The sequence below is a fragment of the Streptomyces sp. BE303 genome, assembly GCF_036290945.1.
Classification (GTDB): domain Bacteria; phylum Actinomycetota; class Actinomycetes; order Streptomycetales; family Streptomycetaceae; genus Kitasatospora.
Genome location: NZ_JAQYWZ010000327.1, coordinates 24064 through 49236 on the forward strand (window position 1 = coordinate 24064; position 25173 = coordinate 49236).

The following is a 25173-nucleotide window of genomic DNA, read 5'->3' on the forward strand; positions in this document are numbered from 1 at the left end:
CCCCCGGCCGCCCGTTCCCGCGACGCGCCGCCGGGAATGGGCGGCTAGGTTCGCGTTCGCGGGTAAGACTGCACCCATGCTGGGGCTACCGGACGACATCCGCGCTTTCCTTTTCGACCTCGACGGGGTGCTCACCCAGACCGCCACGGTGCACGCCGCGGCCTGGAAGGACACCTTCGACGCCCTCCTGCGCGCCGAAGCGGCCCGCACCGGCGGGCCGTTCGTTCCCTTCGACGCCGTCGCCGACTACGACGCCCACGTGGACGGCCGGCCGAGACTCGACGGCACCCGCGCGTTCCTGCACAGCCGGGGCATCGACCTGCCCGAGGGCACCGACGCCGACCCGCCCGGGGCCCGCACGGTGCACGGCGTCAGCCGCGCCAAGAACGACACCGTGCTGCGGATGATCCGCGAGCAGGGCGTCCGCCCGTACGACGGCTCGGTCGCGTACGTGCGCCGGCTGCGCGCCCTCGGCCTGCCCACCGCGGTCGTCTCGTCGAGCGCCAACTGCCGGGACGTGCTGCGCGCCGCCGGCATCGAGGCGTTCTTCGACGTCGTCGTGGACGGCGTCGTCGCCAAGCGGGAGGGACTGCCGGGCAAGCCCGCGCCGGACACCTACCTGGCCGCCGCCCGGTCGTTGGGCGTGGAGCCCGCGCACGCCGCCGTCTTCGAGGACGCGCTGGCCGGGGTCGCCTCCGGCCGGGCCGGCGGCTTCGGCGCGGTCGTCGGGGTGGACCGCGCCGGCCAGGCCGACGAACTGCGCCGCGACGGCGCCACCGTGGTGGTCCGGGACCTCGCCGAACTGATCCCCGAGGAGACGGCATGACCGGCCAGGAGCAGCCCTTCGTCGTCGACCCGTGGCAGATCGCCGAGCAGGGCCTCGACCTGGCCGCCATGGCCCGCGCCGAGTCCGTCTTCGCCCTCTCCAACGGCCACATCGGCCTGCGGGCGAACCTGGACGAGGGCGAGCCGCACGGCCTGCCCGGCACCTACCTGAACGGCGTCTTCGAGCTGCGCCCGCTGCCGTACGGGGAGGGCGGCTACGGCTACCCGGAGTCCAGCCAGAGCGTCATCAACGTGACCAACGGCAAGATCATCCGCCTGCTGGTGGACGACGAGCCGTTCGACCTCAGGTACGGCGAACTGCTCAACCACCGGCGGTGGCTGGACTTCCGGGAGGGGCTGCTGCGGCGCTCCGCCGAGTGGACCTCCCCGGCCGGGCGGACCATCAGGGTCGAGTCCACCCGGCTGGTCTCGCTCACCCAGCGGGCCATCGCCGCCGTCGAGTACACCGTCGAGGCGGTGGACGGCCCGGTGCGGATCGTGCTCCAGTCCGAGCTGGTCGCCAACGAGCAGCTGCCCGGCGGTGCCGACGGCGACCCGCGGGCCGCCGCCGTCCTGGAGGCTCCGCTGCTCGCCGAGGTGAGCCACGCGGGCGGCACGAAGGCCGTGCTGGTGCACCGCACCCGGTACAGCGGCATCCGGGTCGCGGCCGGGATGGACCACGTCATCGAGGGCCCGGACCGGCTGGACACGGTGGCCGAGTCCGAGGACGACCACTGCCGGATCAGCGTCACCACCGTGCTCCGGCCCGGGGAGCGGCTGCGACTGGTGAAGTTCATGTCCTACGGCTGGTCGGCGACCCGTTCGCAGCCGGCCGTCCGGGACCAGGTGGAGGCCGCGCTGACCGCCGCCCGGTACACCGGCTGGGACGGCCTGGTCGCCGAACAGGCCCGGTTCCTGGAGGAGTTCTGGGACACCAGCGACATCGAGATCGAGGGTGACGTCGAACTCCAGCAGGCCGTGCGGTTCGCCGTCTTCCACGTCCTCCAGGCCGGCGCCCGGAGCGAGGAACGGGCCATCCCCGCCAAGGGGCTGACCGGACCGGGCTACGACGGGCACAGCTTCTGGGACACCGAGACCTTCGTCCTCCCGGTCCTCACCTACTGCCTGCCCTCCGCCGTCAACCAGGCGCTGCGCTGGCGGCACACCACGCTGCCGCTGGCCCGCGAGCGGGCGGCGCAACTCGGCCTGGCCGGCGCGGTGTTCCCGTGGCGGACGATCCGCGGTGAGGAGTGCTCGGGCTACTGGCCGGCCGGCACCGCCGCCTTCCACATCGGCGCGGACATCGCGGCCGCCGTCGCCCGGTACGCCCGGGCCACCGGGGACGTCGAGTTCGAGCGCGAGTACGGGCTGGAGCTGCTGGTCGAGACGGCCCGGATGTGGCGCTCGCTCGGCCACCACGACGCGGCCGGCAACTTCCGCATCGAGGGCGTCACCGGGCCGGACGAGTACAGCGCCGTCGCCGACAACAACGTCTTCACCAACCTGATGGCGCAGACCAACCTGCGCGCCGCCGCCGAGGCCGCCGCCCGGCACCCGCGCGAGGCCTCCGCGCTCGGCGTCGACACCGAGGAGACCGCCGCCTGGCGGGACGCCGCCGCCGCGATGTTCGTCCCGTACGACGAGAACCTCGGCGTCCACCCGCAGGCCGACGGCTTCACCGACCACCAGCTCTGGGACTTCGAGAACACCCCGGCCGAGAACTACCCGCTGCTGCTGCACTACCCGTACTTCGACCTGTACCGGAAGCAGGTGGTCAAGCAGGCCGACCTGGTGCTCGCCATGCAGGTCCGCGGCGACGCCTTCACCGACGAGCAGAAGGCCCGCAACTTCGCCTACTACGAGCGGCTGACCGTCCGCGACTCCTCGCTCTCCGCCTGCACCCAGGCGGTGATCGCCTCCGAGGTCGGCCAGCTCGACCTCGCGTACGACTACACCGCCGAAGCCGCCCTGATGGACCTGCACGACCTCGGCGGCAACACCCGGGACGGCCTGCACATGGCCTCGCTGGCCGGGGCGTGCGTCGCCCTGGTGGCGGGCTTCGGCGGTCTGCGCGACCACGGCGAGACGCTCTCCTTCCGGCCGCGGCTGCCCAGCGGGCTGATGCGGCTCAGCTTCTCCCTGCTGGTCCGCGGCCAGCTGCTGGGCGTCCGGATCGGCCACGACGAGACCACCTACACGCTGCGCCGCGGCGAGGTGATCCACCTGCGGCACGACGGCGAGGCCGTCCAGGTGAAGGCCGGTGAGCCGGTCTCGCTGCCGACCACCGCCCCGCCCGCCCAGGAGCGGTGCAGCCAGCCGCCCGGCCGGGAACCGGCCCGCCGCCAGCCGCAGGCGGGCGTGGCGGGCGGGCGGGTCGGCGCGGCGGCGGACCACCTCGCGGCGGAGTAGGAGGACGCGAAGGGCCCGCCCCGGCCCTCCGTTCACCCGTACGGGCCCGCTCCGGCTGCGGGGCGGGCCCGTAGGCCGGACGGTGGCGGTGTCGTGCGGCAACCGTCGGCCGGTGGAGGAGAGCCCCGTGGTGAGTGTGGCCGAGCAGATGGTGGAGGTGCTCCGGCAGGCCGGGGTGGAGCGGGTCTACGGGGTGGTCGGCGACAGCCTCAACCCGGTGGTGGACGCGATCCGCCGAGCCGAGGGCATCAGCTGGGTGCACGTGCGCAACGAGGAGGCCGGCGCCTTCGCGGCCGCCGCCGAGGCCGAGCTGAGCGGGCGCCTGGCGGTCTGCGCGGGCTCCTGCGGGCCCGGCAACACCCACCTCATCCAGGGCCTCTACGACGCCCAGCGCAGCGGCCTGCCGGTGCTCGCGCTGGCCTCGCACATCCCGTCCGCGCAGATCGGCACCGGCTTCTTCCAGGAGACCCACCCCGATCGCGTGTTCACCGACTGCAGCAGCTGGTGCGAGACGGTCTCCACGCCCGCGCAGCTGCCCCGGCTGCTGCGGATCGCGATCCAGCACGCGCTGGGCGCGCGCGGTGTCTCCGTCCTGGCCTTCCCCGGCGACGTGGCAGCGCTGCCCGCCGCCGGACCGACCGGCACCGGCAGCTTCCTGACCGAGCAGGCCGTCGCCGCCCCGCCCTGGTCCCAGGTGCAGGCCCTCGCCCAGGCGCTCAACGCCGCCCGCCGGGTGGCCCTCTTCTGCGGCGCGGGCGTACGCGGCGCGCACGCCGAGGTGATGGCGGTCGCGGACGCCCTGCACGCGCCGGTCGGACACTCCCTGCGCGGCAAGGAGTGGATCCAGTACGACAATCCGTACGACGTCGGTATGAGCGGTCTGCTCGGCTACGGTGCCTGCCACGAGGCGCTCCACTCGGCCGACCTCGTCGTCCTCCTCGGCACCGACTTCCCGTACGACTCCTTCCTGCCGCAGGCCCACACCGTCCAGGTGGACCACGACGCCACCCGGCTCGGCCGCCGCACCCCGCTGGAACTGGCCGTGCACGGCGACGTCCCGTCCACCCTGCGGGCCGTGCTGCCGCTGCTGGAGCAGAAGACCGACCGGGCGTTCCTGGACGCCATGCTGGACAAGCACTGCCGCGCCCTGGAGGGCGTGATCGGCGCCTACACCCGGGACATCGGGAAGCACCTGCCGATCCACCCCGAGTACGTGGCCTCGGTCCTGGACGAGGTGGCCGCCGACGACGCGGTGTTCACCGTCGACACGGGCATGAACAACGTCTGGGCCGCCCGCTACCTGCAGCCCAACGGGCGCCGCCGGGTGATCGGCTCCTTCCTGCACGGCTCGATGGCCAACGCGCTGCCGCACGCGATCGGCGCCCAACTGGCCTGTCCCGGGCGGCAGGTGGTGGCGATGGCCGGTGACGGCGGGATCGGGATGCTGCTGGGCGAGCTGCTCACGGTCGCCAAGCACCGGCTGCCGGTGAAGACGGTGGTGTTCAACAACGGCGCGCTCGGCATGATCAAGCTGGAGATGCTGGTCTCCGGCTACCCCGAGTCGGAGATCGACAACGGCGACGTCGACTACGCCGGCATCGCCCGGGCGATGGGCATCCCGGCCAAGCGGGTCACCGAACCGGCCCGGGTCCGCGAGGTGCTGGAGGAGGCGCTGGAGCGGCCCGGTCCGGCACTGGTGGACGTGGTGACCGATCCGAACGCGCTCTCCATCCCGCCGCACATCACCGCCGCCCAGCTGAAGGGCTTCGCGCTGGCGGCCGGCCGGACGGTGCTCTCGGGCGGGGTGGGGCGGATGATCGACCTGGCCCGGTCCAACCTGCGGAACATCCCCAGGCCGTAGGGCGCGCCGCGGCCCCCGGGGGAGTCGGGGGAGGCCGGAGGTGCCGGGGCCGCCGCCGGGAGGGTCGGCCGTCCGGGCGCGGGCACGCGGAGCCGTCTTGCCTCTGAGGCAAGTTTCTTGCCCCTGCGGCATGTGAGGTGTCCACTGGACACATGAGCACCAGCCCAGCCGGTCCGCCCGCCGACCCCGGCGACCAGTTCGACGACCACGACGTGGCCGGCCTCGCCGCGAGGCTGCGCGAGCACCGGCTCGGCAGCCGCCTCACGCTGGAGGTCGCCGCCGCCCGGGTCGGGCTCTCCCAAGCGTACTTGTCCCGACTGGAGACCGGGCGCCGGCAGCCCTCGCTGCCCGTCCTGCTCGGCCTCGCCCGCGCCTACGGCACCTCCGTCTCCGGCCTGCTCGGCGAGAGCCTCGTCGAACCGGACCCGGTGGTGCGCGGCGGCGCCATCGAACCCGGACGGGCCGGCGGCTGGGGCTACCGACGGGCCGGCGCCCCCGGCCGCGCGATGCAGGCGCTGCGCGTGCACGTCCCCCCGGGGGTCCAGGACACGGTGGTCCGCGTCCACCCCGGCGAGGAATGGCTCTACGTCCTCCAGGGCCGGCTCAGGCTGACCCTCGGCGACCGCGTCCACCTGCTGGCCGAGGGCGACTCCGCCCACTTCGACTCGCTCACCCCGCACTGCATCGCCGCCGACTCGGCGGCCGGGGTCGAGCTGCTCTTCATGCACACCCTGCTGCAGAGCCCCGGCGGCGAACTCTGCCTCGGCGGCGGCCCTGCCCCGCACCACTGACCCGACGTCGGAACATCGGAACACTCGGAGGAGATCTCCCATGGCTGATCCCGCCACCCCCGCCCCGGCCGCCGCGCCCGCCCCGGCCTCGGCCCCGAAGACCATCGACGCGGGCAAGTGGGCCAACCGCCGCGTCGGCATCCGGCTGGTGATCTACACGGTCGCCACCCACGCCTTCGCCGGTTTCATCCTGCTCCTCTTCGAGCTCGGCAACCGGAACAAGTAGCACCGGCGCCGGTCACTCGGTGATCACCCGCCACCCCAGGTGGCGCCTGCCGCTCACCGCGGTGAGCCGGACCAGCAGGCGCAGCGCGGCGTCGAGGTCGGCGTACGACTCCGGCCCCAGGTAGGCCGGGCGCAGGCCGGCCGCGCCGATCAGCCGCTCGACCGCGGCCCGGTCCGCCTCGTCGGCGGAGAACAGCAGGTCGGCGGCGGCCCCGTCGGGGTCCGGCCGGCCGAACAGCTCCACCCCGGCGCTGTTGAACGCCCGGGCGTACCGGGCCCCCGGCGCGTGCCGGGCCACGGCCCCGGCGTTGTGCAGGACGCCGTCCGGCCGCCCGGCCCGGTTGGTGGCGTCGACGACCAGCAGGCCGTCCAGGGCCGCGCCGTGCTCGGCGAGCAGCCCGTCCACGGCCGTGCCGGTGACGGCCAGGACGACGGTGTCGGCGCCCGCCAGCGCGTCGCCGATCCCCACCGCCTCCACCGGCCCGTCCGGGGCGGCGGCCGGGTCCCGGGTGCCGAGGGCGACGTCGAGCCCGGCGGTGTGGAAGGCCAGGGCCAGGCCGCGGCCGACCTTGCCGGCTCCGATGACGGCGATGCGCATGGCGGTTCCCCCTCGGGACGTGGACGGCTTCCGGAGTGAACTCCCTTGGGCGGCAAGGGTATTCCTGATCCGGGGCCCCGTGCTGTCGCCCCTGTCCGTGCTGCCGCCCCCCGCTCGCACTGCGGCACCGCCGCCTCGGTGCCGCTAGCCGCCCGCTTCGGCCAGCAGCGCGCAGAGAGCGTCCAGGGCGGCCGGGAAGGCGTGCTCGGGCGGGGTGCCGTAGCCGACCACCAGGGCGGGCGGGGCGTCCGGGGCGAGCGACGGGTCGAGGAGGTGCGGGCCGAGACCGGAGACGACCAGGCCCGCCGCCCGCGCACGGGCGACCAGTTCCGCCTCCGGGCCCGCGCCGGGCGGCAGTTGCAGGACGGCGTGCAGCCCGGCGGCGATCCCGGTGACCCGGACGTGCGGGGCCCGCTCGGCGAGCGCCGCGACCAGACGGTCCCGGCGGCGCCGGTAGTGAAGCCGGGAGCGGCGGACGTGCCGGTCGTACCGGCCGGAGGTGATCAGCTCGGCGAGGGTCAGCTGGTCGATCACCGGGGACATGGTGTCCGCCAGCCGCTTGAACCGGGCGACCGGTTCGACCAGCGCGTCGGGCAGCGCCAGCCAGGCCAGCCGCAGGCCCGGGGCCAGGCTCTTGGCGGCCGTCCCCCCGTAGACCACGCGGTCCGGGTCGAGCGCCTGCATGGCGCCGAGCGGCTGCCGGTCGTACCGGAACTCGCCGTCGTAGTCGTCCTCGATCACGTAGCCGTCGTGCTCGCGCGCCCAGCGGACCGCCGCCGACCGGCGGTCGGCGGCCAGGGCCACGCCGGTCGGGAACTGGTGCGCGGGGGCGAGCAGCACGGCGCCGGCCGCCGGGGCGCCCGGCCCGGTCAGCAGGTCGGTGCGCGCGCCGTACCCGTCCATCGGCAGCGGTACGAGGGCGAGCCCGGCCGCCCGCAGGACGTCCCGCTGCGGCGGCAGTCCGTACGCCTCGACGGCCACGGCGCGGGCGCCGCGGGCGGCGCGGGAACCGCCGTCCTCGCCACGACGGAGCCGCTCGCGCAGGGCTGCGGCGAGCAGACCGAGGCCCTGGCTGAACCCGGCGCAGATCAGCAGGCGTTCCGGGTCGGTGCGCACCCCGCGGACCCGGGCCAGGTAGTCGGTGAGCGCCCGCCGCAGCTCGATCCGGCCCAGCGGGGAGCCGTAGTCGAACACGTCGTGCGGTGCGGTGGCCAGCGCCCGCCGGGCGGCGGCCAGCCAGGCGGTGCGCGGGAACAGCGAGAGGTCCGGCCGGCCGGGCAGCAGGTCGTGCCGCCCGGTGGGCCGGATCCCCGGCGGCAGGGTCGCGGGGCGCTCGGCGGGGCGCGGCGTGGCGCGTTCGGCCACCGTGGTGCCGGACCCCTGCCGCGAACTGAGCCACCCCTCGGCGGTGAGCTGCCCGTACGCCTCCACGACGGTGTTCCGGGCGATCCCGAGGTCCTCGCCGAGCGCCCGGGAGGACGGCAGCCGGGTACCGGGCGCCAGCCGTCCGTCCTGCACGGCCTCGCGCAGCGCGTCCTCCAGGGCCGCCCGCAGCCCGGTCCCGGCGGCCCGCCGCCCGGTGAGGTCGAGGTGCAGATCGCCGCCGAAGGCGGTCCAGGAAGCGGCCCGGGGAGAGGGGCGGCGGGCGGTCCGGGAGGGCGGTCGGCGGGCGGTCATGTCCGGATTATCGCGGCACTCCCGTCACCCCGGGATCTCCGATACATTGCGCCCGACCGGGACGACCACGGTGGGGGTGGCGAACATGGCGCGGCGGTACGGCAGTTCGGGCGACGGCCCGAGAGGCGGCGGGCGGCGGTCCGGTGGCGGGGGCTGCCTGAACGCCTTCTTCATGCTGATCTTCTTCACGGTGCTGGGCTACCTGCTCGCCCTGCCCGTCCTGATACCCGCCGTCATGAAGGGCCAGACGCCGCCGCTGCACGCCACCCCGGCCCAGGTGGCGATCCTGGCCGGCATCTCCTACGCGGTCGCCCTGCTGCTGGACTGGCAGGCCGGTCGCCGCCGCCGGGTCGAACCCTGGGTGGTCCCGGTCCGGGCGGCCGCCCTCACCGGACTCGCCGCGCTGGTCGCCCACCTGGTCGGCGCGTACCTCGCCCCGCAGGTCTTCGGGGTGCGGGACCAGGCCGGGGCCAACGCCTCGGCCCTCCAGTGCGTCGTGGTCGGCGCGATCGCCTGGGCCTGGCGGCTCCGCGTCCGGTCCTGGGCCGGCGGCCCGCCGGAGCGGTCCTGGACCCCGCCGCGCCGCACCGACTCCCGGACCAGGACCGTCGCCCGCCCGGCCGCCGGGGAGGTGTGGGTGGCGATGGTGCCGTTCCGCGACCGGGCGGAGGCGGCCCGGCACTACTGCGTGATCCTCCAGGCCCAGCAGGGGTACGCGGAGGTCCTGCAGATCACCAGCAAGGACAAGGACCACCGCGACGACTACATCCGGATGGAGAACGAGGGCTGGGACCGCACCGGCAAGCCGTCCTGGGTCGAGGTCGGGATGGTGCCGCGCCGGGTGCCCTACGAGAGCTTCCTCTCCGACCACCCGCAGGGGCCCTGCCCGCCGCGGATCTGGCGTGAGATCCAGCGCCGTCAGTCCGCCCTCGGCCCCGGCCGTCCGCCCCGGCAGCGCCCGGTCGGCGGTTCCTCCGGCGGCCCGTCGGGCGGTCCGGCCGGTGGCTCCTCGGGCCCCGGCCGGCGCCGCCCGCCGAACGCGGGGCGCGGGCGCCAGTCCTGAGCCGGGCCGCCGCCCGCTCAGTTCCAGGTCGCACCGGCCGGCTCCTGGATCGTCGCGTTGATCCGGTTGAAGAAGTTGGTCAGCCCGATCATCAGGATGATCGCGGAGAGCTGCTCCTCGCCGAAGTGGTCCGCCGCCGCGTCCCAGACGTCGTCCGGCACGGCCTGCCCGGAGCGGTCGGCGATCCGGGTCGCGGCCTCGGTCAGCGCCAGGGCCGCGCGCTCCTCGTCGGTGAAGTACGGCGCCTCCCGCCAGGCGGCGACGGCGTGCAGCCGCTCGTCCGTCTCGCCGGCCTTCTTGGCCCCGGTGACGCCCGCGACGACGCAGGCGCTGCACCCGTTGATCTGGCTGGCCCGCAGGTGGACCAGCTCCATGGTCCGGTGGGGCACGCCGCCCTGGTACATCGCCTTGTAGATGTTCTGGATGCCCTTCATGGCGTCCGGCAGGACCATGGCGGGGTTCTTCATCCGGGCGGTGTGGGTGGTCATCTGATGGTCCTCCGGCTCAGGGGGCCCGGCGCGGGCGTCGCGCGGACCGGTTAACGTCCGTCGAAGCACTGACGGATCCCGACGCGAGGATGTGACAGGTGAACGGGGAAGATTTTCCGGCCGCGCGGTTCGAGGAGCACCGACCCCATCTGCGGGCCGTGGCCTACCGGATGCTCGGCTCGCTCAGCGAGGCCGAGGACGCGGTGCAGGAGGCCTGGTTCAAGCTGGAGCGGGCCGACACGAGCGCGGTCACCAACCTGGGCGGCTGGCTGACCACGGTGGTCGGCCGGGTCTGCCTGGACCTGCTGCGCTCGCGGGCCGCCCGGCGCGAGGACCCGATGCAGGACCGGGACGGCCGGGAGGTCCGGCTGCCCGACCCGGTCATCGGCGGGGCGCAGGCCGTCGACCCGGAGCACGAGATCCTGATGGCCGACTCGGTCGGCATCGCGCTGATGATCGTGCTGGAGACGCTCTCCCCCGCGGAGCGGCTCGCGTTCGTGCTGCACGACCTGTTCTCGGTGCCCTTCGACGAGATCGCGCCCGTCCTCGGCCGCACCGCCGCCTCCACCCGCCAGCTCGCCAGCCGTGCCCGCCGCCGCGTCCAGGGCGCCGCGCCCGCGCCGGACGCCGACCTGGCCCTGCGGCGCGAGGTCGTGGCGGCCTTCCTGGCCGCGGCTCGCGGCGGGGACTTCGACGCGCTGCTCGCGATCCTCGACCCCGAGGTGGTCGCCCGCAACGACGGCGGTGTCCTGCGGCCCGGCCTGGTCCGGCGCGGCGCGACCGAGGTGGCGTCCGGGGCGAGCGTGTTCGCGGCCCGGTTCGCGGGGGAGACCCGGCTGGTGCTGGTCAACGGCGAGCCCGCCGTCGCCGTGTTCGCCGACGGACGCCCTGTCTCGCTCGCGGCGTTCACCGTCCGCGGCGGCAAGGTCGTCGCGATGGACATCTTCACCGACCCGGAGCGCCTGGAGCGGCTCGGCCTGTCGGCCTGACGGGTGCCGCCCGGCGGGAGCCCTCCCGCCGGGCGGCCGGCCGCTCCGGAACGCCGCCACCACCGCACCGAGCGCGCCCGCCGCCCGGAGGCACCCCGGACGGCCGGCCCGACCGGTCAGACGTCGCCGAACTCCCCGCCCCGGGCGGCGGTGACGAAGGCCTGCCAGGCGGCCGGGCTGAAGGTGAGGTCGGGCCCGTCGGGGTCCTTGGAGTCCCGGACCCGCCCCGGAGCAGCGTCGTCCACCTCGACGCAGGAACCACCCTCGCCATTGCTGTAACTGCTCTTCCGCCACTGGGCGGAGCGGTCATTGCTCTTGCGCATTCTCGTGGACCTCCGCCGCCGACAGGATCAGGGCCAGGGACGCCTCCGGCGACAACGCGGCGGCCCGTACGAGATCGTAGGACCGCTGGCATCTGGCGACCAACCCCGTGTCATCGATGAGCTGTCCGGCATGCTGTCCTTCGAGATAGACCAGCGGAGGTGCGTCGGAGAAGGTCATCAGCGAGAGCATGCCACCGAGAAGCGCGTGGGCTCCGGCCTCGTAGGCGACGATCTGGACGATCAGACGCCTTCTTATGATCAGAGCGGCGATGTGCCTGAGTTGGTCCACGATGATCCGGCGGCTTCCCACGACCCGGCGGAGTACGGCCTCGTCCAGGATGAACCACAACTCCGGTCCGGTTGTGGCGCTTACCAGCCTTTGTCGATCCATCCTCGCGGCGACCAGCTCCGCCAGCTCGTCATCACTGAGCAGGGGTTGGGCACCTAGTGATACGGCCGTCGCATAGTCCGAGGTCTGCAACAGCCCCGGCACCACGCTCCCGGCGTACTCGCAGATCGAAACCGCGCGTGACTCGTGCTCGACGGCTTCCTTGAAGTAATCGGCGAAACGCGAGTACTCCAACAATTCATGAATGCGCACAAGCACCCCGCCAGAGTCGAGGATGTCGTCGATGCGCAGGGAGAGATCGATCTGCGGTGACCGGACAGAATTCTCCAGTTGCCCGATGTATGTACCGGACACGAACGTCAGTGCCCCCAGTTTCTCCTGGGACATCTTCGGTAGTGCGGCCTCTCGAAGACGCCGCAGCTCGGAGCCGTAGTACTCCCTGGGCGTCTTTCCTGGCGGCAGGCTGTTGGGGGTGGTCATCGGGGCTCTGCCTCCGAACAATCAACTTGTGGTGACCAATTGGCTTCTCAGCGTAGGCGGGGTGCTTGATTCTGGTGGGGGAATCGCAGAACTCCACCGCGACAGAGGAGCAGTGTCATGGCCTCCATGCTCAGAAGGATCACCGCCGAGGACCGCTCGGAGGCGGCCGAAGCCCTCGGTGACCTCACGGCGACCCTCGCCGCCGCCGGGACGGCCCTGCCCTCCACCGGCATCGACTGGAACTGCGCCTCCGTCACCGGCGTGGTCCTCATCGACCTCGGGGCCGCGCCGACGTCCGTCGTGCTCAAGCTCGTCGACGTGATCCGCGACGGTGTCCGGGCCCGCCGCGAGCAGGGCGAGCGGCACCCCTGGCGGCCCTCGGCCGGCCGGCCCGTCACCCTCGGTGCGGTCGGCGGCACCCCGCTCGCCGCCGAAGTCGTCGTCTCCACCGGCCGGTTGGTGACCGTCCGCCTCGCCGCCCAGTGATCCCGGAAGCGACCCGCACCCCATGAACACCGAACCCTCCCCCGTGCCCGGCCAACTCGTCCTCGACCGCCGCACCCGCCGTACCGGCGTCTACATGGACACCATCGGCGGCCGTCTCTACCTCCGCCCGGTCGGCGGGGGCGTCGAGTGGACCGCCCGGCCCGAGCACGTCGGCCTCCCCGCGCCCACCGACCCGGCACCGTCGGCCGCGAGGCCGCTTCCCGGATGAGCCGCCCGCCCCGCATGCTGCTGATCGCCGCCTCGGCCGCCTCCGTGGCGGCCGGCACGGTGCTCGCCGTACTCGCCAGCCACCCCGTCCGCCGTCACGGTCCCGGCGCGGCCAACCTGTTCTTCCTCCTCGTCCTCTGCGCAGGCACCCTCCTCGTCAACTCCACCCTCGGCCGTGCGATCGAGCGCCACTGGGCCACCCGCCGACGCTGACCCTCCCCGCACGGGACTTCGGCCCCTCCGACTTCCTGTGCAGGGCGCCTTCCGGCCCGGCTCGTTCGCCCGCTGCGTCACCGCGTCGGACAGCAGGGCCTTCGGTCACTCCACGCGTGCGGCGATGGTCCGTGCGCACTCCATCGACTCGGCCCGGGTGGTGTCCACCTCCAGGTCGTAGGTCACGCCCTGGTGGACCACCTCCGCCTGGGACACGGCCATGCCGATGGTCCGATCGCCCCGTGCGACCTCCCGCCCCGCGGCGACCGCGCCGTCACACCGGACGCCGACCCACAGCACCCGCAACCCGCTCAGGGCCGTCCGCCACCGCTGCTGCGAGTCCGCTCCGCCGAGGAAGACCTCGTCGACGACGACCCGGGCACCCGCGCGGGCCATGGCGGCGATCCCCTCGATCCAGGCCGCTTCCAGCGTCCGGAACCCCGGCCCGACGATCACGGCCCCGTCCGCAGCGAACTCGATCCCGCCGTCCGCCGTCTGCATCGACATCGGCATCGCCTCGACCAGCGTGTCCGTCCCGAGGGCCAGCCACGGGTCCGGCAGGACTGCCTGGAGACACCTGATGATCCCGGACTTCCCCGAGCTGGAACCACCGTTGAGAACGATCACCTGAGTCATCACCGCGCCACCGTAGAGGCGCCGGCGCCGTGCCCGAAACGGATTTCCGCGCCCCCTGGGGCCGTGTCGCCGCCCCTGGGTCCGCCCGGCGGCAGGCGGCACGGCGGGATGCCGCAACGGGCGGACCTGGACGCGAGGTTGAGCCCGCCGCTCCGCCGCCGGGGGGGATCCGTGGCTGCGGGCCGGACGAGTCGGGTCGCGGCGGGCTCCGTCGCTGCTCAACCCCCTTGTGGCGACGGGGCGGGAGGCTCGACAGTGGGTGCGAGGGGGCGTGGCAGACTGTTCGCCTGCCGACGCGTTCGGTCGCGTCCGACGGAGGGGCTGGGGATGAGTGGTCGGGGGACCGTGCTCGGGGGGCGCTACACGCTGACCGCGCGGATAGGCGGCGGCGGGATGGGGTCCGTCTGGCAGGCCGACGACGCGGTGCTGGGGCGGCAGGTCGCGGTGAAGATCCTCCACGCGGCGCTGCTGGAGGACGGCACCTTCGCCCGGCGCTTCCGCCGTGAGGCCCAGCTGCTCGCCGCCCTGAGCCACCCCGGCGTCGTGGACGTGCACGACTACGGCGAGGAAGGCCCCGACGAGGACGGCGAGCGCGCCGCCTACATCGTCATGGAGCTGATCGACGGCCGTCCGCTGGACAAGGTGCTCGCCGAGGACGGGGTGCTCCCGCCGGACCGCGCGCTCGGTCTGCTGGCCGCCGCGCTGGACGCCCTGCACGCCGCGCACCGGCGGGACATCGTGCACCGCGACGTGAAGCCGTCCAACCTGATGGTCCGGGACGACGACCGGGTGACGGTCACCGACTTCGGCATCGCCCGCGCCACCGCCGGGACCAGGCTCACGGCCTCGCACGCGGTGATCGGCACCGCCCTCTACATGGCTCCCGAGCAGGCCGAGGGCAAGGAGATCACACCCGCTGCGGACCTCTACGCGGTCGGCGTGGTCTGCTACGAACTGCTCACCGGCAGGCCGCCGTTCACGGGCGAGAGCGTGCTGGAGGTGGCGCTCAAGCACCTGCGCGAGCCGGTGCCGGCGCTGCCGGAGTCGATACCGGCGGCGGTGCGGGCGATCGTCACGACGGCGCTGGCCAAGCAACCGGGGGACCGTTTCGCCGACGCGGCGGCCATGGCGGAGGCCGCCCGCGCGGCGGTGGCTCCGGGGGCGGTCGCGTCGCCGGTCACGCCCCCGGCCGTACCCGCCGTGCCCCCCGCCGCGGCCCCCGCCGCGGCCCCCGCCGTGCCCCCCGCCGTGGTCGGCGAGGTCGTGTCCCGCGCGGCCACCGAACCCGTTCCCCGCAGCCGGCGGCGCGGCTTCCTGGTGCCGATCGTGCTCCCGCTGGTGATCTCGGTGGGGACGGCCACCGTGTTGCTCATCGACAAGGCGCCGTTCACCTCGGAGGCGCAGACGCCGGGCTCCGCCCCGCCGGTGGCGGTGACCGTCACCGCGACCGTCCCGGCCGCGCCGCTCCCCGCCACCGTGCAGCCCACCGCGGCGCCGTCCGGCACCCCGTCGGGGACGGAGACGGCGCTGCCGCCCGCCACCGGCCCGTCGAAGTCCGCCACCGGGCCCGCCCGGACCACCGCGCCGCAGCAGCCGCCCGCCGCCACCGCGCCGGGCGGCACGGGGCCCGCCGCACCGCCCCTGCCGTCGGCCGTCACCGCTCCGCCCGTGCCCTCGGGCGCCACCGCCGCGCCCCCGGCTCTTCCGCGGCCGTCGGCCCCCGCCGCCTCCCCGTCGGCCCAGCCTCCGGCCGCCGTCCCCGCCGGATGCGGCGGCACCAACTGGGGCTACCTCACCAATGTCGGGGACGGCCTGCGCGTCGGTCTCTCCCAGGACAGCCTGGCGGGCGGCCAGGCCGTGGTGATGGGAGGCGCGAGCGCCTACGGCTGGGTGCACACCGTGCCGAGCAGCTGGCACCAGTTCAACCCGTGCAAGCTGAGCGCCCCGCCGCTCGTGCAGGACATGGACGGCAAGGTGGTCCTCTCCAACGGCTTCAGCTTCATGACCAACTGGACGGTCACCCCCGCGACCACCTCCGGCGCCTTCTACCTGAAGGACTACATGGGCCAGAACTGCCTGACCGACAACGGCGCCGGTGCGCAGCTCACCATGACGGTCTGCACCCCGGGCAACAAGTCCCAGGAGTTCCGCGTCCCCTGATACCTCTCCAAGCCCCTTGAAGGGTGCTCATGCTTATTAATGGGCGTTAGTGGCTGGACACCGGTGCTGACGGCATGCCATGATCAGACATGTCGCCGCACGGAGCGGCAGTAGCAAGGGGAGGAACGTCATGACCCAGGAGAACCCGGCGTACGTGTCGGTGCCGGTGCCGGCCCATCTCGTGCCGGCCGTCTACGCCTTCATCGCCGAGCGCAGCGGGGCGACCGCGGCCCCGGCCGCAGCCCCGGCCGGCGGGACGGGGCCCACGTCGAGGGACCCCCAGGGCGAGCACCAGCGGCGCCGCGACGAGTGGGCCGTGGAAGACCTCCGCGCCCTGATCAGCGACCGTCGCGACTCCGTTCAGGTGGTCGTCGCGATCCTCGACATCCTCGCGGAGCAGCCGGGCGTGAAGGTGAGCTACGGGGCGCTGGTCGCCGCGCTCGGCCTCGACCGCACCCGGCTCCGCGGGTCGCTGTCGGGCTTCAGCCGGGTCCTGAAGGCCCACTACGAGCGGGAGTTCTGGCCGATGTGGTGGTCGGAGATCGCGAGCGAGGACGAGGACCGCGCGACGGAGTACTGGTACTACGTCAGCGAGACCGTCGCGAAGCGCTGGCTCCAGGCCCGCGCCGAGGGGTGAGCGCCCGGTACAGCACGTGAACGCCGCTCGGCGCCGGTCGCCGGCTTTCCCGGCGGGGTGGAGGCAGGCCGTCAGGCCGCCTCCACCCGGCGCCAGTCGCCGTCGCCCTCCACCGGTGCCGGGCCGAAGTCGTAGCGGACGCCCGCCGGGCCGAAGGCCAGCAGGGATATCGACGACGAGCCCCAGATCCGGCCGTCGCCGAACTCGCGGCGCTGGACCAGCGCAGCCGGGTCGTCCAGCGGCAGTCCGTCCCCGGCGACGATCGGCAGCCACGCGCCCCACGCCTCGCCGGTCGACACGGCGTCGGGGAGCGGCTCCGGGCGGGCGGCCGTCTCGAAGCGGGCGCGGAAGCGGGCGGCCCGGGCACCCATCAGCGAGCGGATCCGCTCGGAGGCGGTCCGGTTCTCCGCCATCCCCTCGGGGCCGTCGTTGAGCACGACGCTCAGGCCGGTGGGCAGGTCCAGTTCCGCGAGCCGGCTGCCGCTGCCGCCCCAGCTCAGGACGCGCACGCCGCCGGCCCGTGCCACCACCAGGTGGAAGGGGTCGTACCGGTCGAGGTCCAGCCGGTCGATCCGGCCGCCCCGGACGGCGAGCAGCGGCAGTTCGCCGCGCGACTGCCGGGCCTGCGCGGGGGCCAGGGTGCCGAAGCCGTTCAGCAGGCAGGCCGCGACGGTTTCCCCGCCCGCCCCGGCGGAGCCGACCGCCAGCCAGGTGCCGCCCGCGACGAGGTCGAGACCGCCGACCGCGGAGGGCTGTGCGGGCCAGTGGCGGCCGGGCGGCGCCCACCGCCGGCCGGCGTACTCGTCCCGCACCGCCAGCACCAGCACCGGTACCGCCGACGACGGCTCGATGCTCACGAACGCCGTACACACGTCCTGTCCCCCTGACCTCGTCCGCACCGGGCGGCGCCGGGATCCCACCGGTACCGCCCCACCCTGCGATCCTCGCACGCCCGTTCGCGCCCGGAGAGGCGACCGGAGCCACACCGGAGGCGAGCGGAGACGCACCGACGAGGCACCGGAGGGGCGCCCGGGCGCACGGCCACGGCCACCGACCGGGCGTCCGGGGACTTCCGCCGGAAGCCCGGTCGTGCCAGACTCCGCGCACCACGGCCGCGGCGGGCCGGCCGGGGCCCGGCGCACCCCCGAAGTGGCCCACGATTCCCGGGCCCGAACGCACCAGTAGGGCAGGCCACCCGGCCTCTAGGCTGGCAGGCATGACGACGAACGAGACCTCGGCCGACACCCCCGTCCCCGCCCCCGAGCAGCGGATCTCCCTTCCCGACCTGGCGCCCGACTTCTACAGGGCGATGTTCGCGGTGGAGCGTGCCGCCCGGCAGGGCGTGGACCCGGTCCTCGCCGAGTTGGTCAAGGTGCACGCCTCGATGATCAACGGGTGTGCGTTCTGCATCGACATGCACTCCACCGACGCCCTGAAGAACGGCGAGCGGGACCACCGCCTGCTCTCCCTCCCCGCCTGGCGCGAGACGCCGTGGTTCACCGCCCGGGAGCGGGCCGCGCTCGCGCTGACCGAGTCGGTCACGCTGCTCACCCAGGGCCACGTGCCGGACGCCGTGTACCAGGAGGCCGCCGCGCAGTTCGAGCCGGCCGAGCTGGCGCAGCTGATCGCACTGATCATCACCATCAACTCCTGGAACCGGATCGGTGTCACCTCCCGGCTCAGCCCGGCCGCGAAGTAGGGTTCCCGACCATGACGGCACAGCAGCAGGCCAAGGCCCGGATCCTCCGCGAACTCCACCGCCCCGGTGACCCGTTGGTGCTCGCCAACGTCTGGGACGCGGCGAGCGCCCGACTGGTGGCCGCCGCCGGGGCGCGCGCCGTGGCGACGGCCAGTGCGAGCGTCAGCTGGACGCTCGGCAGCGCGGACGGCGACGCCGCCGACCGGGACGAGGTGCTGGCCCAGACGGCGCTGATCGTCCGCGCGGTCGGCCTGCCGGTCACCGCCGACCTGGAGAGCGGGTTCGCGGAGACGGCCGCCGGGGTGGGCGGGACGGTCGCGGGGCTCCTCGCCACCGGGGCGGTGGGGGTGAACCTGGAGGACGGCCGGCGGCCCGTGGCCGAGGCGGCCGAGCGGATCGCGGCGGCCCGCGAGGCGGCGGTCGCGGCCGGCGTGGACCTCTTCGTCAACGGCCGGACCGACGTCTTCCTGCTCGGCCTCGGAGACCCGGAGGGGCGGTTCGACGAGGCGGTCGCCCGGCTGCGCGCGTACGTCGAGGCGGGCGCCGACGGGGTGTTCGTGCCCGGCGTGGCCGACCCGGAGGTGATCGCCGCGCTGGTGAAGGCCGTCCCGGCGCCGCTCAACGTGCTGGCCGGGCCGGGCTCGCCGTCCGTGCCGGAGCTGGCGCGGCTGGGGGTGGCCCGGGTCAGCCTGGGGCCGGGTCTGGCCCGGGCGGCGTACGCGGCGGTGCGCCGCGCCGCCGAGGAGGTGTACGCGGAGGGCACGTACACCGCGCTCGACGGCGGGCTGGGCTACCAGGAGTTGCAGGAGCTGAGCGCCCCCGCCGAGTGAGCCGGCTCAGGACCGGCCGGTGCGACCGTGCGGAACCGGTCTGTCGCACCGGCCGGCCGGTTCCGCGGACGGCCCGAGGGCCGTCCGCCGGCCGGTCTCACAGACCGTGGCCGATCTGGCCGCTGAGGCCGGGGTGGGTCATCTGGTTGGTGCCGATGGCCTCGACCTCGCCGGCGGCGTGGCCGACCAGCGGCAGGTCCTTCGCCTCGTGGAGGAGGAGGTCGGCGGGGGAGAGGGTGAGCCCGTTGGAGAGCCCGCCGAGGGCGTCCGGGGAGGCCGCGGTGGAGGTGGCGGCGGAGGCCGCCGGGACGGCGGCGGCGAGACCGGCCATGGTGAGGGCGGCCAGGGTGGCGAGTTTCTTCATGGAACCCCCAACGACCCGGCCGCCCCGCGGTCACTTCCGCAAGGTCAGACGGTCACCCGCAGCGTCCGCACGCTGTTGCTGACGAAGGACCCGATCGGCTCCGGCGCCGGGCCCTGCGCGAGCGCCAGCCCGGGGTACCGCGCGAACAGGGACCGCAGCGCCGTCTCCGCCTCCATCCGGGCGAGCCCGGAGCCGAGGCAGAAGTGCGGGCCGTGGCCGAACGACAGGTGCCGGTTCGGCTTGCGGGTGAGGTCGAAGCGGTCGGCCTCCTCGTAGTGCCCGGAGTCCCGTCCGGCGGCGGCGTACGAGGCGAGCAGAGCGTCCCCGCGCCGGATCACGGCGTCCCCGACCGGGATGTCCTCGACCGCGTACCGGAGCGGGAACTGGCCGACCGGCGAGTCGTAGCGCAGCGTCTCCTCCACCACCGCGGACCAGGACGCGGTGCCGTTCAGCACCAGCTCCAGCTGGTCGGGGTGGGCGAGCAGCGCCCGGACGGCGTTGGTGATCAGGTTGAGCGTCGTCTCGTGGCCGGCCACCAGCATCAGCAGCAGGGTGCCGACCAGCTCCTGTTCGCTGAGCCGGTCGGTGTCCTCGCGCGCGGCGATCAGGTCGGTGGTGAGGTCGTCGCCCGGTTCGGCCCGCTTGGCGGCGACCACGGAGGCGAGCAGGGCGAACAGCGCCCGCTGGGCGGCGACCGCGGCCTCGGGGGTGGCCGAGCTGGAGACCAGGGTGTCGGAGAGCTCGTGCAGCTCGTCCTGCTGCTTGGGCGGCAGGCCGAGCAGCTCGCCGATCACCTGCATGGGCAGCGGGTAGGCGAAGTGCTCGCGCAGGTCGAACTCGCCCTCCAGGCCGGCTATCCGGTCGAGCAGGGCGACGGTCCGGGCCTCGATGGCGGGTTGCAGCGCGGCGACCCGGCGCGGGGTGAACGCCTGGGTGACCAGGCCGCGCAGCCGCCGGTGGTCGTCGCCGTCCGTGGTGATCATGCCGGGGACGGTGACGAAGTTGATCAGCGGCCACCCCTCGGGCAGCCGGCCCTCCCGGAACACCGTCCACAGCTGCGGGTTCTTGCCGACGCGGGGGTCGGCGAGCAGCTCCTGGAGGGTGTCGTGATGGGTCACTGCCCAGACCACCACCCCGCCAGGGAGCTCCACCAGGACCGCCGGGCCGGCTTCCCGGAGCCGGAGGTTCTCCCCGTGCTGGTCCCGTCCGAAGGGGTCGAGCCGGACGGGGTCGGGCCGGACGGGCGCGCCTGCCCCGGCGTCGGACCCCCCTCGGAGGGGGACGGCTCCGTGGCCGGGTCGGTCGTGCTCGGCGGCTGCGGCGGTGTCCATGCGGCGGGCCTCTCGGGGGCTTGCGGTCGGGGCGGGGTGAAGGCGCTGTAGAGCACCGGCAGGCTGACCAGGGCACGCGACCAGGGCGACGGACGCCAGGCCAGCTCGCCCGGCGGTACGGCCAGTTGGAGGTCCGGAAGGCGGTGGAGCAGGGTCTCGACGGCGGTCTCGACGATGATCCGGGCCGGCTGCTGGGCCGGGCAGACGTGCTTGCCGGCGCCCCAGGCCAGGTGGGCCCGGTTGCCGCCCAGCGCGCCGTGCCCGGGCGTGCCGGTGCCCTGGGCGGCCGGGTCGGCGTTGGCGGCGGCCAGCCCCAGGACGAGCATGTCGCCGCGGCTGATGTACTGGCCGCCGAGGACGGTGTCGCCGGTGGCCCACCGGCCGGGGAAGTTCTGCGTCGGCGGGTCGCGCCAGAGCACCTCCTCCAGCGCGTCGGCGACGGTCAGCCGCCCGCCGGTGAGGGTGGCCCGGAACCGGCGGTCGGTCAGCAGCAGCCGCAGCGTGTTGCCGGTCCAGCAGATGGTGGTCTCGTTGCCGGCGACCATCATCACGACCAGGTGGTGCACCGCCTCCTCGTCGGTCAGCCCGGCCGGGTGGGCCAGCAGCCAGGAGGTGAGGTCGGCACTGGGCGTGGTCCGGCGGAGGCGGACCAGGTCGACCAGGATCGCCTGGAACTCGGCGTTGGCGCGCACCGACTCGGCGCCGCTGTCGGCGATGTGGCTGATCAGCTGGATCAGGTGCTGGCCGGTCTCGGCGGCCAGCCCGAGCAGTTGGGTGAAGACGAGCAGCGGCAGCCGGCGCGCGTACTGGGCGACCAGGTCGGCGGTGCCGTCCGGGCCCCAGCTGTCGATCAGCGCGTCGGCGGCGGTCTCGGTGGTCTCGCGCAGCTGCCGGTGGTCGATCTGGGCGAGCGTGTCGGCGACGGCGGCGCGCAGCCGCTGGTGCTCGGCGCCGTCCAGGTTGAGCAGGGTGGGGCGCCAGGCGGTCATCGGCTGGAGCCGGGAGTCGGGGGCCAGCCGGCCCTCGGCGGGGACCCGCCAGCGGCGCGAGTCCTTGGAGAACAGCGCCTCGTTGCGGGTGAGTTCGAGCAGCTCGGGGTAGCCGACGACCAGCCAGGCCTCGACGCCGGGCTCCAGCTCGATCGGCGCGACCGGGCCGTACTGGGCGCGCAGCCGGGCGTACAGACCGTGCGGGTCGTCGGCGACGGCCGTGCCGTACAGCGGGGTGAGCGGCACTCCGACCGGCAGCCCGCCGGGGAGCCCGCCGGACGGTGGGCCGCCCGCGTGCGCGGGGCAGCCGGGCGGCGGAAGCGCGGTACCGGGCTCGGGGGTCGTCATCGCTGGAGCTCCAGTACGGCCGTGGAGTGCAGGTGGTCGACGAAGTCGATCAGCAGGTCGTACGAGGCCCGTCGGTCCCGTGCGTCGCAGTACAGGATCGGCGCCTCGGGCAGCAGGTCCAGTGCCGACCGCAGCTCCTCCTCCGGGTAGCTCGGGGTGTCCGGGAAGGTGTTGACGGCCACCGCGAACGGGATCCGTTGTTCCTCCAGCCGGCCGAGCACTTCGAAGCTCTCGTCCGGCCGGCGCAGGTCCACCATGGCGATGGCGCCGAGCGCGCCGCGCGACAGGTCGTCCCAGAGCGGCCAGAACCGCTGCTGGCCCGGCGTGCCGAAGAGGTAGAGGGCGAGCCGGGCGTTGAGCGTGATCCGGCCGAAGTCCAGCGCGACCGTGGTGGTGGTCTTCTCGCTGCGCCCGGTGAGGTCGTCGACCCCGCTGCTGGCGGCGGTCATGGTCTCCTCGGTGCGCAGCGGGGTGATCTCGCTGAGCGAGCCGACCAGGGTGGTCTTGCCCACCCCGAACGGGCCGGTGACGAGGATCTTGACGGCGCCCTGGACGGACGGCGGCAGGTACCGGGGTTCGGCGGGGCGGTCGGCGGACGCGCCGGCGGGAGCGCCGGCGAGGGCGTCAGCGGAGTTGGCGGAGGCCAACGAGTACCTCTTCCAGGAGGGTTGTGGGCAGGCGTTCGGCCTGCGGGACGGGCGGGAGCACCTGGACGGCGCCGAGGTCCCAGAGGTCGCCGACCAGGACCTTGACGACACCGAGCGGCAGGCCCAGGTAGGCGGCCACCTCGGCGATCGAGAGCAGGCTGCGGCAGAGGTCCAGGATCCGCTGGTGCTCGCGGTTGAGCAGCGCGTCCTCGGGCAGTGCGGGCCGGTCGGGTAAGGCGGTGACCAGGCTCTCGACGGCCAGCGCGGTCCTGGTGGGACGGCTGCGGCCGCCGGTGATGACGTAGGGCCGGACCGGCCCGTTCACCGCAGCCCCTCCGCCGCGAGGTCGGCGCGCGGCGGACTCGTGAGGTGGGAGCCGATCCGCTCGACCAGGACCTGCATCTGGTAGGCGACCAGCCCGGCGTCCACCGCCTCGGCGGTCACCACGGCCAGGTGGGCACCGGCGCCGGCGGCGACGATGAAGAGGTAGCCGCCGCCGTACTCGATGATGATCTGGCGGGTCGCGCTGCCGTGGCCGCCGAACCCCTGGGCGACGCCGCGGGCCAGTGACTGGAGGCCGGAGCAGGCGGCGGCGAGTCGTTCGGCGTCCTCGCGCACGATGCCCTCGCTGCGTCCGATCTCCAGGCCGTCGTTGGACACCACGACGGCGTGCTGGACCTCGGGGACGGAGACGATGTCGGCGAGGAGCCAGCCGAGGTCAGGGGTGGTGGTCATGGAACTCTCCGGAGCGCTGGGGAAGCTGGGGGGAAGCGGGAAGGGAAGGGTCGTGCGGGGCGTGCGACCGGCCGGGGTTCTGGCCGTGGCCCGGGGAGTGGGCCCGATCGTCGCCCTGGGGGTGGCCCTGGGGGTGGCCCGGGGAGTGGGCCTGGGCCTGGACGGCCGAGCGGCCGCTGGCCGTGCCGGCCTGGAACATCGCCATGAACGTCTGCGCCTGCTGGGCCGAGCGGTACGGCGGAGCGGCCGGCGGGGTCGGAGCGGCGGACGCGGCGTGCCGGTTGGCCCGGTCGCGCCGGTGGCTCCGGCGGGGCAGCGGCGGCGGCGTGGCGCCGGCCTCGGCGGGCCGGTCGGCCGACGGGGTGTCGGCCGAGGGGATGCCGGGTGCTCCCGGCGTGCCGGTCACCGGCGGGTAGCCGGTCGCCGGGGGGTACAGCGGCGGGTACTCGGAGGGTGCCGGGTACCCGTACGGGTCCTGCGCGGACTGCGGCCCGGTCGGGCCCTGCTGCCCGTAGGCGCCCGGTGCTCCGAACGCGCCCTGCTGCCCGTACCCGTCCGGCTGCCCGTACGCGCCGGGTGATCCGTGAACGCCCGGGGACCCGTGCGCGCCGTGCGCGTCGGGCGATCCGTACGGACCCTGCGGCCCGTGCGTGCCCTGGGGGCCGTGTGCCGGGGACCGGCCGGGCGCGGGGGAGCCCGACCGGGGAGCGGCGGACCGGCGCGGACCGTGGCCGAACACGGCGTCGTCCGTGCCGAGGCCGGGCACGGTCGACGGCAGCGGTTCGGTGAGCAGCGCGTTCGGCAGCAGCACGACGACCCGCACTCCGCCGTACGGCGAGGGCGCGGAGCTGAGGGTGACCCGGAACCCGTACTGCTCGGAGAGCCGGCCGACCGCCGCCAGCCCGAGCTGCGGGACCTCGCCGAGGCGGGAGACCTCGATCGCGGGCCCGCCGCCCAGCGCGGCGGCCGCCTTGGAGACGGCCTGCTCGGGCATGCCGACGCCGCCGTCGTCGATCTCGATCACGGCGCCGTTGTGCACGGGCATCAGGGTGACGAACACCTGGGTGCTGGGCGGGGAGTAGCGGGTGGCGTTGTCCAGCAGCTCGGCGACGGCGTGGATCAGCGCCTCGGCGGCGGCCCCGACCACGGCGGTCTCGATCCGGCTGCGGACCACCACCCGCTGGAAGGGCAGGATCCGCGACTGCGCACCGCGCACCACGTCCTCCAGCGTGACCGGCTCGGGCCAGTGCCGACCGGCCCGGGCGCCGCAGAGCACGGCCAGGGTCTGGGCCAGTCGTGCCTGTTGGGCGGCGGCGTGGTCCGCCTTGAGCAGGCCCTCCAGCAGGGCCGGATCGTCGTGGGTGCGCTCCATCTCGTCCAGCAGGGCCTGCTGGTCGTGCGCCATCACGAGGATCCGGCGGGCCACGCTGAGGAACGCCCGCTGGGTGGAGGCGTTGAGCTCCTGTTCCTGCTGGACGGCGGCCAGTTCGGCGCCGCGGCGGCTCAGTTCGCCGGTGAGCTGTTCCTTGAGGCGGTCGATCTCGCGCTGCTGCTGGGTGACCCGACGGCGCTGGGTGGCGGAGACCGCGCGGTAGCGGGCGGCGGCCACGAGGGCGAGGGCGGCGAGTACGCCGGTTGCCGTTGCGCACCACTGAGTCATCGTCACGCCGCGAATTCTAGGGTGATGATCCTACGAAGGTGTGAACGGATCTCGCCAAGTGACCAGAACTCGTCGATATCCCGTCAATAGCACGCCGATCGGCCGTTCTTCGGGCCCGACCGGACGGTCGCC

At 74.6% G+C, this 25173-nt stretch carries 28 protein-coding genes; 14 read left to right on the forward strand and 14 right to left on the reverse strand.

What is annotated here, in order from left to right:
- Positions 1 to 76 precede the first annotated feature (76 nt).
- From PUR56_RS04075 to PUR56_RS04095, 5 genes are all read left to right on the forward strand, one after another.
- Positions 77 to 826 (forward strand): HAD family hydrolase, encoded by a 750-nt coding sequence (locus PUR56_RS04075; RefSeq protein ID WP_329878602.1) that lies wholly within the window; start codon positions 77 to 79, stop codon positions 824 to 826.
- Entirely contained in the window at positions 823 to 3234 is a 2412-nt protein-coding gene (locus PUR56_RS04080; protein WP_329878600.1) for a glycoside hydrolase family 65 protein, read from the forward strand. The genes PUR56_RS04075 and PUR56_RS04080 overlap by 4 nt, the downstream gene beginning before the upstream one ends.
- Before the next feature lie 148 nt (positions 3235 to 3382).
- Positions 3383 to 5095 (forward strand): pyruvate dehydrogenase, encoded by a 1713-nt coding sequence (locus PUR56_RS04085; RefSeq protein ID WP_380356545.1) that lies wholly within the window; start codon positions 3383 to 3385, stop codon positions 5093 to 5095.
- A 152-nt stretch (positions 5096 to 5247) separates the two neighbouring features.
- Positions 5248 to 5886, forward strand: a complete 639-nt coding sequence (locus PUR56_RS04090; protein WP_329878596.1) for a helix-turn-helix domain-containing protein — start codon at positions 5248 to 5250, stop codon at positions 5884 to 5886.
- A gap of 40 nt (positions 5887 to 5926) precedes the next feature.
- The gene (locus tag PUR56_RS04095) at positions 5927 to 6112 is read left to right on the forward strand and encodes a DUF6126 family protein (protein ID WP_329947870.1); all 186 of its coding nucleotides are present in this window, start codon (positions 5927 to 5929) and stop codon (positions 6110 to 6112) included.
- Between the two features lie 12 nt (positions 6113 to 6124).
- On the opposite strand, the gene PUR56_RS04100 is transcribed toward PUR56_RS04095, so the two are convergent.
- Entirely contained in the window at positions 6125 to 6709 is a 585-nt protein-coding gene (locus PUR56_RS04100; RefSeq protein WP_329947871.1) for an NADPH-dependent F420 reductase, read from the reverse strand.
- 144 nt (positions 6710 to 6853) lie between these two features.
- Positions 6854 to 8386 (reverse strand): MocR-like pyridoxine biosynthesis transcription factor PdxR, encoded by a 1533-nt coding sequence (gene pdxR, locus PUR56_RS04105; RefSeq protein WP_329947872.1) that lies wholly within the window; start codon positions 8384 to 8386, stop codon positions 6854 to 6856.
- Positions 8387 to 8462: 76 nt separating this feature from the next.
- Between pdxR and PUR56_RS04110 the strand changes: the two genes are divergently transcribed.
- Entirely contained in the window at positions 8463 to 9449 is a 987-nt protein-coding gene (locus PUR56_RS04110) for a hypothetical protein (protein ID WP_329947873.1), read from the forward strand.
- 17 nt (positions 9450 to 9466) lie between these two features.
- On the opposite strand, the gene PUR56_RS04115 is transcribed toward PUR56_RS04110, so the two are convergent.
- Complete coding sequence (locus PUR56_RS04115) at positions 9467 to 9937, reverse strand: carboxymuconolactone decarboxylase family protein (RefSeq protein WP_329947874.1); 471 nt, start codon at positions 9935 to 9937, stop codon at positions 9467 to 9469.
- A gap of 98 nt (positions 9938 to 10035) precedes the next feature.
- On the opposite strand from PUR56_RS04115, the gene PUR56_RS04120 reads away from it, so the two are divergent.
- A complete protein-coding gene (locus PUR56_RS04120) occupies positions 10036 to 10926 on the forward strand; it encodes a sigma-70 family RNA polymerase sigma factor (protein WP_329947875.1) in 891 nt (296 codons plus the stop codon).
- A gap of 116 nt (positions 10927 to 11042) precedes the next feature.
- Here the strand turns inward: PUR56_RS04120 and PUR56_RS04125 are convergent, their stop codons facing one another.
- Together PUR56_RS04125 and PUR56_RS04130 are read right to left on the reverse strand one after the other, a co-directional pair.
- On the reverse strand, positions 11043 to 11249 hold the full coding sequence (locus PUR56_RS04125; protein ID WP_329947876.1) for a DUF397 domain-containing protein: 207 nt from the start codon (positions 11247 to 11249) through the stop codon (positions 11043 to 11045).
- On the reverse strand, positions 11233 to 12078 hold the full coding sequence (locus tag PUR56_RS04130; protein WP_329947877.1) for a helix-turn-helix domain-containing protein: 846 nt from the start codon (positions 12076 to 12078) through the stop codon (positions 11233 to 11235). The genes PUR56_RS04125 and PUR56_RS04130 overlap by 17 nt, the downstream gene beginning before the upstream one ends.
- Positions 12079 to 12195: 117 nt before the next feature.
- Between PUR56_RS04130 and PUR56_RS04135 the strand changes: the two genes are divergently transcribed.
- Genes PUR56_RS04135 through PUR56_RS04145 form a run of 3 tightly spaced genes read left to right on the forward strand, consistent with a single transcriptional unit; the run spans position 12196 to position 13005 of the window.
- Positions 12196 to 12564: a hypothetical protein gene (locus PUR56_RS04135; protein ID WP_329947878.1), complete on the forward strand. Its 369-nt coding sequence runs from the start codon at positions 12196 to 12198 to the stop codon at positions 12562 to 12564.
- A gap of 22 nt (positions 12565 to 12586) precedes the next feature.
- Positions 12587 to 12793, forward strand: a complete 207-nt coding sequence (locus PUR56_RS04140; RefSeq protein WP_329878577.1) for a hypothetical protein — start codon at positions 12587 to 12589, stop codon at positions 12791 to 12793.
- Complete coding sequence (locus PUR56_RS04145) at positions 12790 to 13005, forward strand: hypothetical protein (protein ID WP_329878575.1); 216 nt, start codon at positions 12790 to 12792, stop codon at positions 13003 to 13005. The genes PUR56_RS04140 and PUR56_RS04145 overlap by 4 nt, the downstream gene beginning before the upstream one ends.
- Positions 13006 to 13110: 105 nt before the next feature.
- Here the strand turns inward: PUR56_RS04145 and cpt are convergent, their stop codons facing one another.
- Entirely contained in the window at positions 13111 to 13641 is a 531-nt protein-coding gene (gene cpt / locus PUR56_RS04150) for a chloramphenicol phosphotransferase CPT (RefSeq protein WP_329947907.1), read from the reverse strand.
- A 327-nt stretch (positions 13642 to 13968) separates the two neighbouring features.
- On the opposite strand from cpt, the gene PUR56_RS04155 reads away from it, so the two are divergent.
- Both PUR56_RS04155 and PUR56_RS04160 read left to right on the forward strand, forming a co-directional pair.
- On the forward strand, positions 13969 to 15801 hold the full coding sequence (locus tag PUR56_RS04155) for a serine/threonine-protein kinase (RefSeq protein ID WP_329947879.1): 1833 nt from the start codon (positions 13969 to 13971) through the stop codon (positions 15799 to 15801).
- A gap of 130 nt (positions 15802 to 15931) precedes the next feature.
- The gene (locus PUR56_RS04160; protein WP_329947880.1) at positions 15932 to 16438 is read left to right on the forward strand and encodes a hypothetical protein; all 507 of its coding nucleotides are present in this window, start codon (positions 15932 to 15934) and stop codon (positions 16436 to 16438) included.
- Between the two features lie 71 nt (positions 16439 to 16509).
- Here PUR56_RS04160 and PUR56_RS04165 read toward each other — a convergent pair whose 3' ends face one another.
- A complete protein-coding gene (locus PUR56_RS04165) occupies positions 16510 to 17295 on the reverse strand; it encodes an NRDE family protein (RefSeq protein ID WP_329947881.1) in 786 nt (261 codons plus the stop codon).
- A gap of 359 nt (positions 17296 to 17654) precedes the next feature.
- On the opposite strand from PUR56_RS04165, the gene PUR56_RS04170 reads away from it, so the two are divergent.
- Both PUR56_RS04170 and PUR56_RS04175 read left to right on the forward strand, forming a co-directional pair.
- Positions 17655 to 18137, forward strand: a complete 483-nt coding sequence (locus PUR56_RS04170; protein WP_329947882.1) for a carboxymuconolactone decarboxylase family protein — start codon at positions 17655 to 17657, stop codon at positions 18135 to 18137.
- A gap of 11 nt (positions 18138 to 18148) precedes the next feature.
- Positions 18149 to 18967, forward strand: coding sequence for an isocitrate lyase/PEP mutase family protein (locus tag PUR56_RS04175; protein ID WP_329947883.1), 819 nt, complete (start codon positions 18149 to 18151; stop codon positions 18965 to 18967).
- Positions 18968 to 19064: 97 nt separating this feature from the next.
- On the opposite strand, the gene PUR56_RS04180 is transcribed toward PUR56_RS04175, so the two are convergent.
- From PUR56_RS04180 to PUR56_RS04210, 7 genes are read right to left on the reverse strand one after another with little or no spacing between them, the layout of a single operon-like run.
- Entirely contained in the window at positions 19065 to 19331 is a 267-nt protein-coding gene (locus tag PUR56_RS04180; protein WP_329878564.1) for a hypothetical protein, read from the reverse strand.
- A 44-nt stretch (positions 19332 to 19375) separates the two neighbouring features.
- Positions 19376 to 20449, reverse strand: a complete 1074-nt coding sequence (locus PUR56_RS04185; protein ID WP_329947884.1) for a cytochrome P450 family protein — start codon at positions 20447 to 20449, stop codon at positions 19376 to 19378.
- Complete coding sequence (locus PUR56_RS04190) at positions 20446 to 21999, reverse strand: cytochrome P450 (protein ID WP_329947885.1); 1554 nt, start codon at positions 21997 to 21999, stop codon at positions 20446 to 20448. The genes PUR56_RS04185 and PUR56_RS04190 overlap by 4 nt, the downstream gene beginning before the upstream one ends.
- Positions 21996 to 22565 (reverse strand): GTP-binding protein, encoded by a 570-nt coding sequence (locus tag PUR56_RS04195; protein ID WP_329878645.1) that lies wholly within the window; start codon positions 22563 to 22565, stop codon positions 21996 to 21998. Before PUR56_RS04195 ends, PUR56_RS04190 begins: the two co-directional genes overlap by 4 nt.
- 58 nt (positions 22566 to 22623) lie before the next feature.
- Positions 22624 to 22971: a DUF742 domain-containing protein gene (locus PUR56_RS04200; protein ID WP_329878558.1), complete on the reverse strand. Its 348-nt coding sequence runs from the start codon at positions 22969 to 22971 to the stop codon at positions 22624 to 22626.
- Positions 22968 to 23381 (reverse strand): roadblock/LC7 domain-containing protein, encoded by a 414-nt coding sequence (locus PUR56_RS04205; RefSeq protein WP_329878555.1) that lies wholly within the window; start codon positions 23379 to 23381, stop codon positions 22968 to 22970. The genes PUR56_RS04200 and PUR56_RS04205 overlap by 4 nt, the downstream gene beginning before the upstream one ends.
- The gene (locus tag PUR56_RS04210) at positions 23365 to 25041 is read right to left on the reverse strand and encodes an ATP-binding protein (protein WP_329947908.1); all 1677 of its coding nucleotides are present in this window, start codon (positions 25039 to 25041) and stop codon (positions 23365 to 23367) included. The genes PUR56_RS04205 and PUR56_RS04210 overlap by 17 nt, the downstream gene beginning before the upstream one ends.
- Positions 25042 to 25173 lie beyond the last annotated feature (132 nt).

What these genes read in the sequence shown, in the direction of transcription:
- PUR56_RS04075 (WP_329878602.1), top strand. Translation starts at nt 77, where the DNA reads ATGCTGGGGCTACCGGACGACATCCGCGCTTTCCTTTTCGACCTCGAC.
- PUR56_RS04080 (WP_329878600.1), top strand. Translation starts at nt 823, where the DNA reads ATGACCGGCCAGGAGCAGCCCTTCGTCGTCGACCCGTGGCAGATCGCC.
- PUR56_RS04085 (WP_380356545.1), top strand. Translation starts at nt 3,383, where the DNA reads ATGGTGGAGGTGCTCCGGCAGGCCGGGGTGGAGCGGGTCTACGGGGTG.
- PUR56_RS04090 (WP_329878596.1), top strand. Translation starts at nt 5,248, where the DNA reads ATGAGCACCAGCCCAGCCGGTCCGCCCGCCGACCCCGGCGACCAGTTC.
- PUR56_RS04095 (WP_329947870.1), top strand. Translation starts at nt 5,927, where the DNA reads ATGGCTGATCCCGCCACCCCCGCCCCGGCCGCCGCGCCCGCCCCGGCC.
- PUR56_RS04100 (WP_329947871.1), bottom strand. Translation starts at nt 6,709, where the DNA reads ATGCGCATCGCCGTCATCGGAGCCGGCAAGGTCGGCCGCGGCCTGGCC.
- pdxR (WP_329947872.1), bottom strand. Translation starts at nt 8,386, where the DNA reads ATGACCGCCCGCCGACCGCCCTCCCGGACCGCCCGCCGCCCCTCTCCC.
- PUR56_RS04115 (WP_329947874.1), bottom strand. Translation starts at nt 9,937, where the DNA reads ATGACCACCCACACCGCCCGGATGAAGAACCCCGCCATGGTCCTGCCG.
- PUR56_RS04125 (WP_329947876.1), bottom strand. Translation starts at nt 11,249, where the DNA reads ATGCGCAAGAGCAATGACCGCTCCGCCCAGTGGCGGAAGAGCAGTTAC.
- PUR56_RS04130 (WP_329947877.1), bottom strand. Translation starts at nt 12,078, where the DNA reads ATGACCACCCCCAACAGCCTGCCGCCAGGAAAGACGCCCAGGGAGTAC.
- PUR56_RS04135 (WP_329947878.1), top strand. Translation starts at nt 12,196, where the DNA reads ATGGCCTCCATGCTCAGAAGGATCACCGCCGAGGACCGCTCGGAGGCG.
- PUR56_RS04140 (WP_329878577.1), top strand. Translation starts at nt 12,587, where the DNA reads ATGAACACCGAACCCTCCCCCGTGCCCGGCCAACTCGTCCTCGACCGC.
- PUR56_RS04145 (WP_329878575.1), top strand. Translation starts at nt 12,790, where the DNA reads ATGAGCCGCCCGCCCCGCATGCTGCTGATCGCCGCCTCGGCCGCCTCC.
- cpt (WP_329947907.1), bottom strand. Translation starts at nt 13,641, where the DNA reads ATGACTCAGGTGATCGTTCTCAACGGTGGTTCCAGCTCGGGGAAGTCC.
- PUR56_RS04155 (WP_329947879.1), top strand. Translation starts at nt 13,969, where the DNA reads ATGAGTGGTCGGGGGACCGTGCTCGGGGGGCGCTACACGCTGACCGCG.
- PUR56_RS04160 (WP_329947880.1), top strand. Translation starts at nt 15,932, where the DNA reads ATGACCCAGGAGAACCCGGCGTACGTGTCGGTGCCGGTGCCGGCCCAT.
- PUR56_RS04170 (WP_329947882.1), top strand. Translation starts at nt 17,655, where the DNA reads ATGACGACGAACGAGACCTCGGCCGACACCCCCGTCCCCGCCCCCGAG.
- PUR56_RS04175 (WP_329947883.1), top strand. Translation starts at nt 18,149, where the DNA reads ATGACGGCACAGCAGCAGGCCAAGGCCCGGATCCTCCGCGAACTCCAC.
- PUR56_RS04180 (WP_329878564.1), bottom strand. Translation starts at nt 19,331, where the DNA reads ATGAAGAAACTCGCCACCCTGGCCGCCCTCACCATGGCCGGTCTCGCC.
- PUR56_RS04190 (WP_329947885.1), bottom strand. Translation starts at nt 21,999, where the DNA reads ATGACGACCCCCGAGCCCGGTACCGCGCTTCCGCCGCCCGGCTGCCCC.
- PUR56_RS04205 (WP_329878555.1), bottom strand. Translation starts at nt 23,381, where the DNA reads ATGACCACCACCCCTGACCTCGGCTGGCTCCTCGCCGACATCGTCTCC.
- PUR56_RS04210 (WP_329947908.1), bottom strand. Translation starts at nt 25,041, where the DNA reads ATGACTCAGTGGTGCGCAACGGCAACCGGCGTACTCGCCGCCCTCGCC.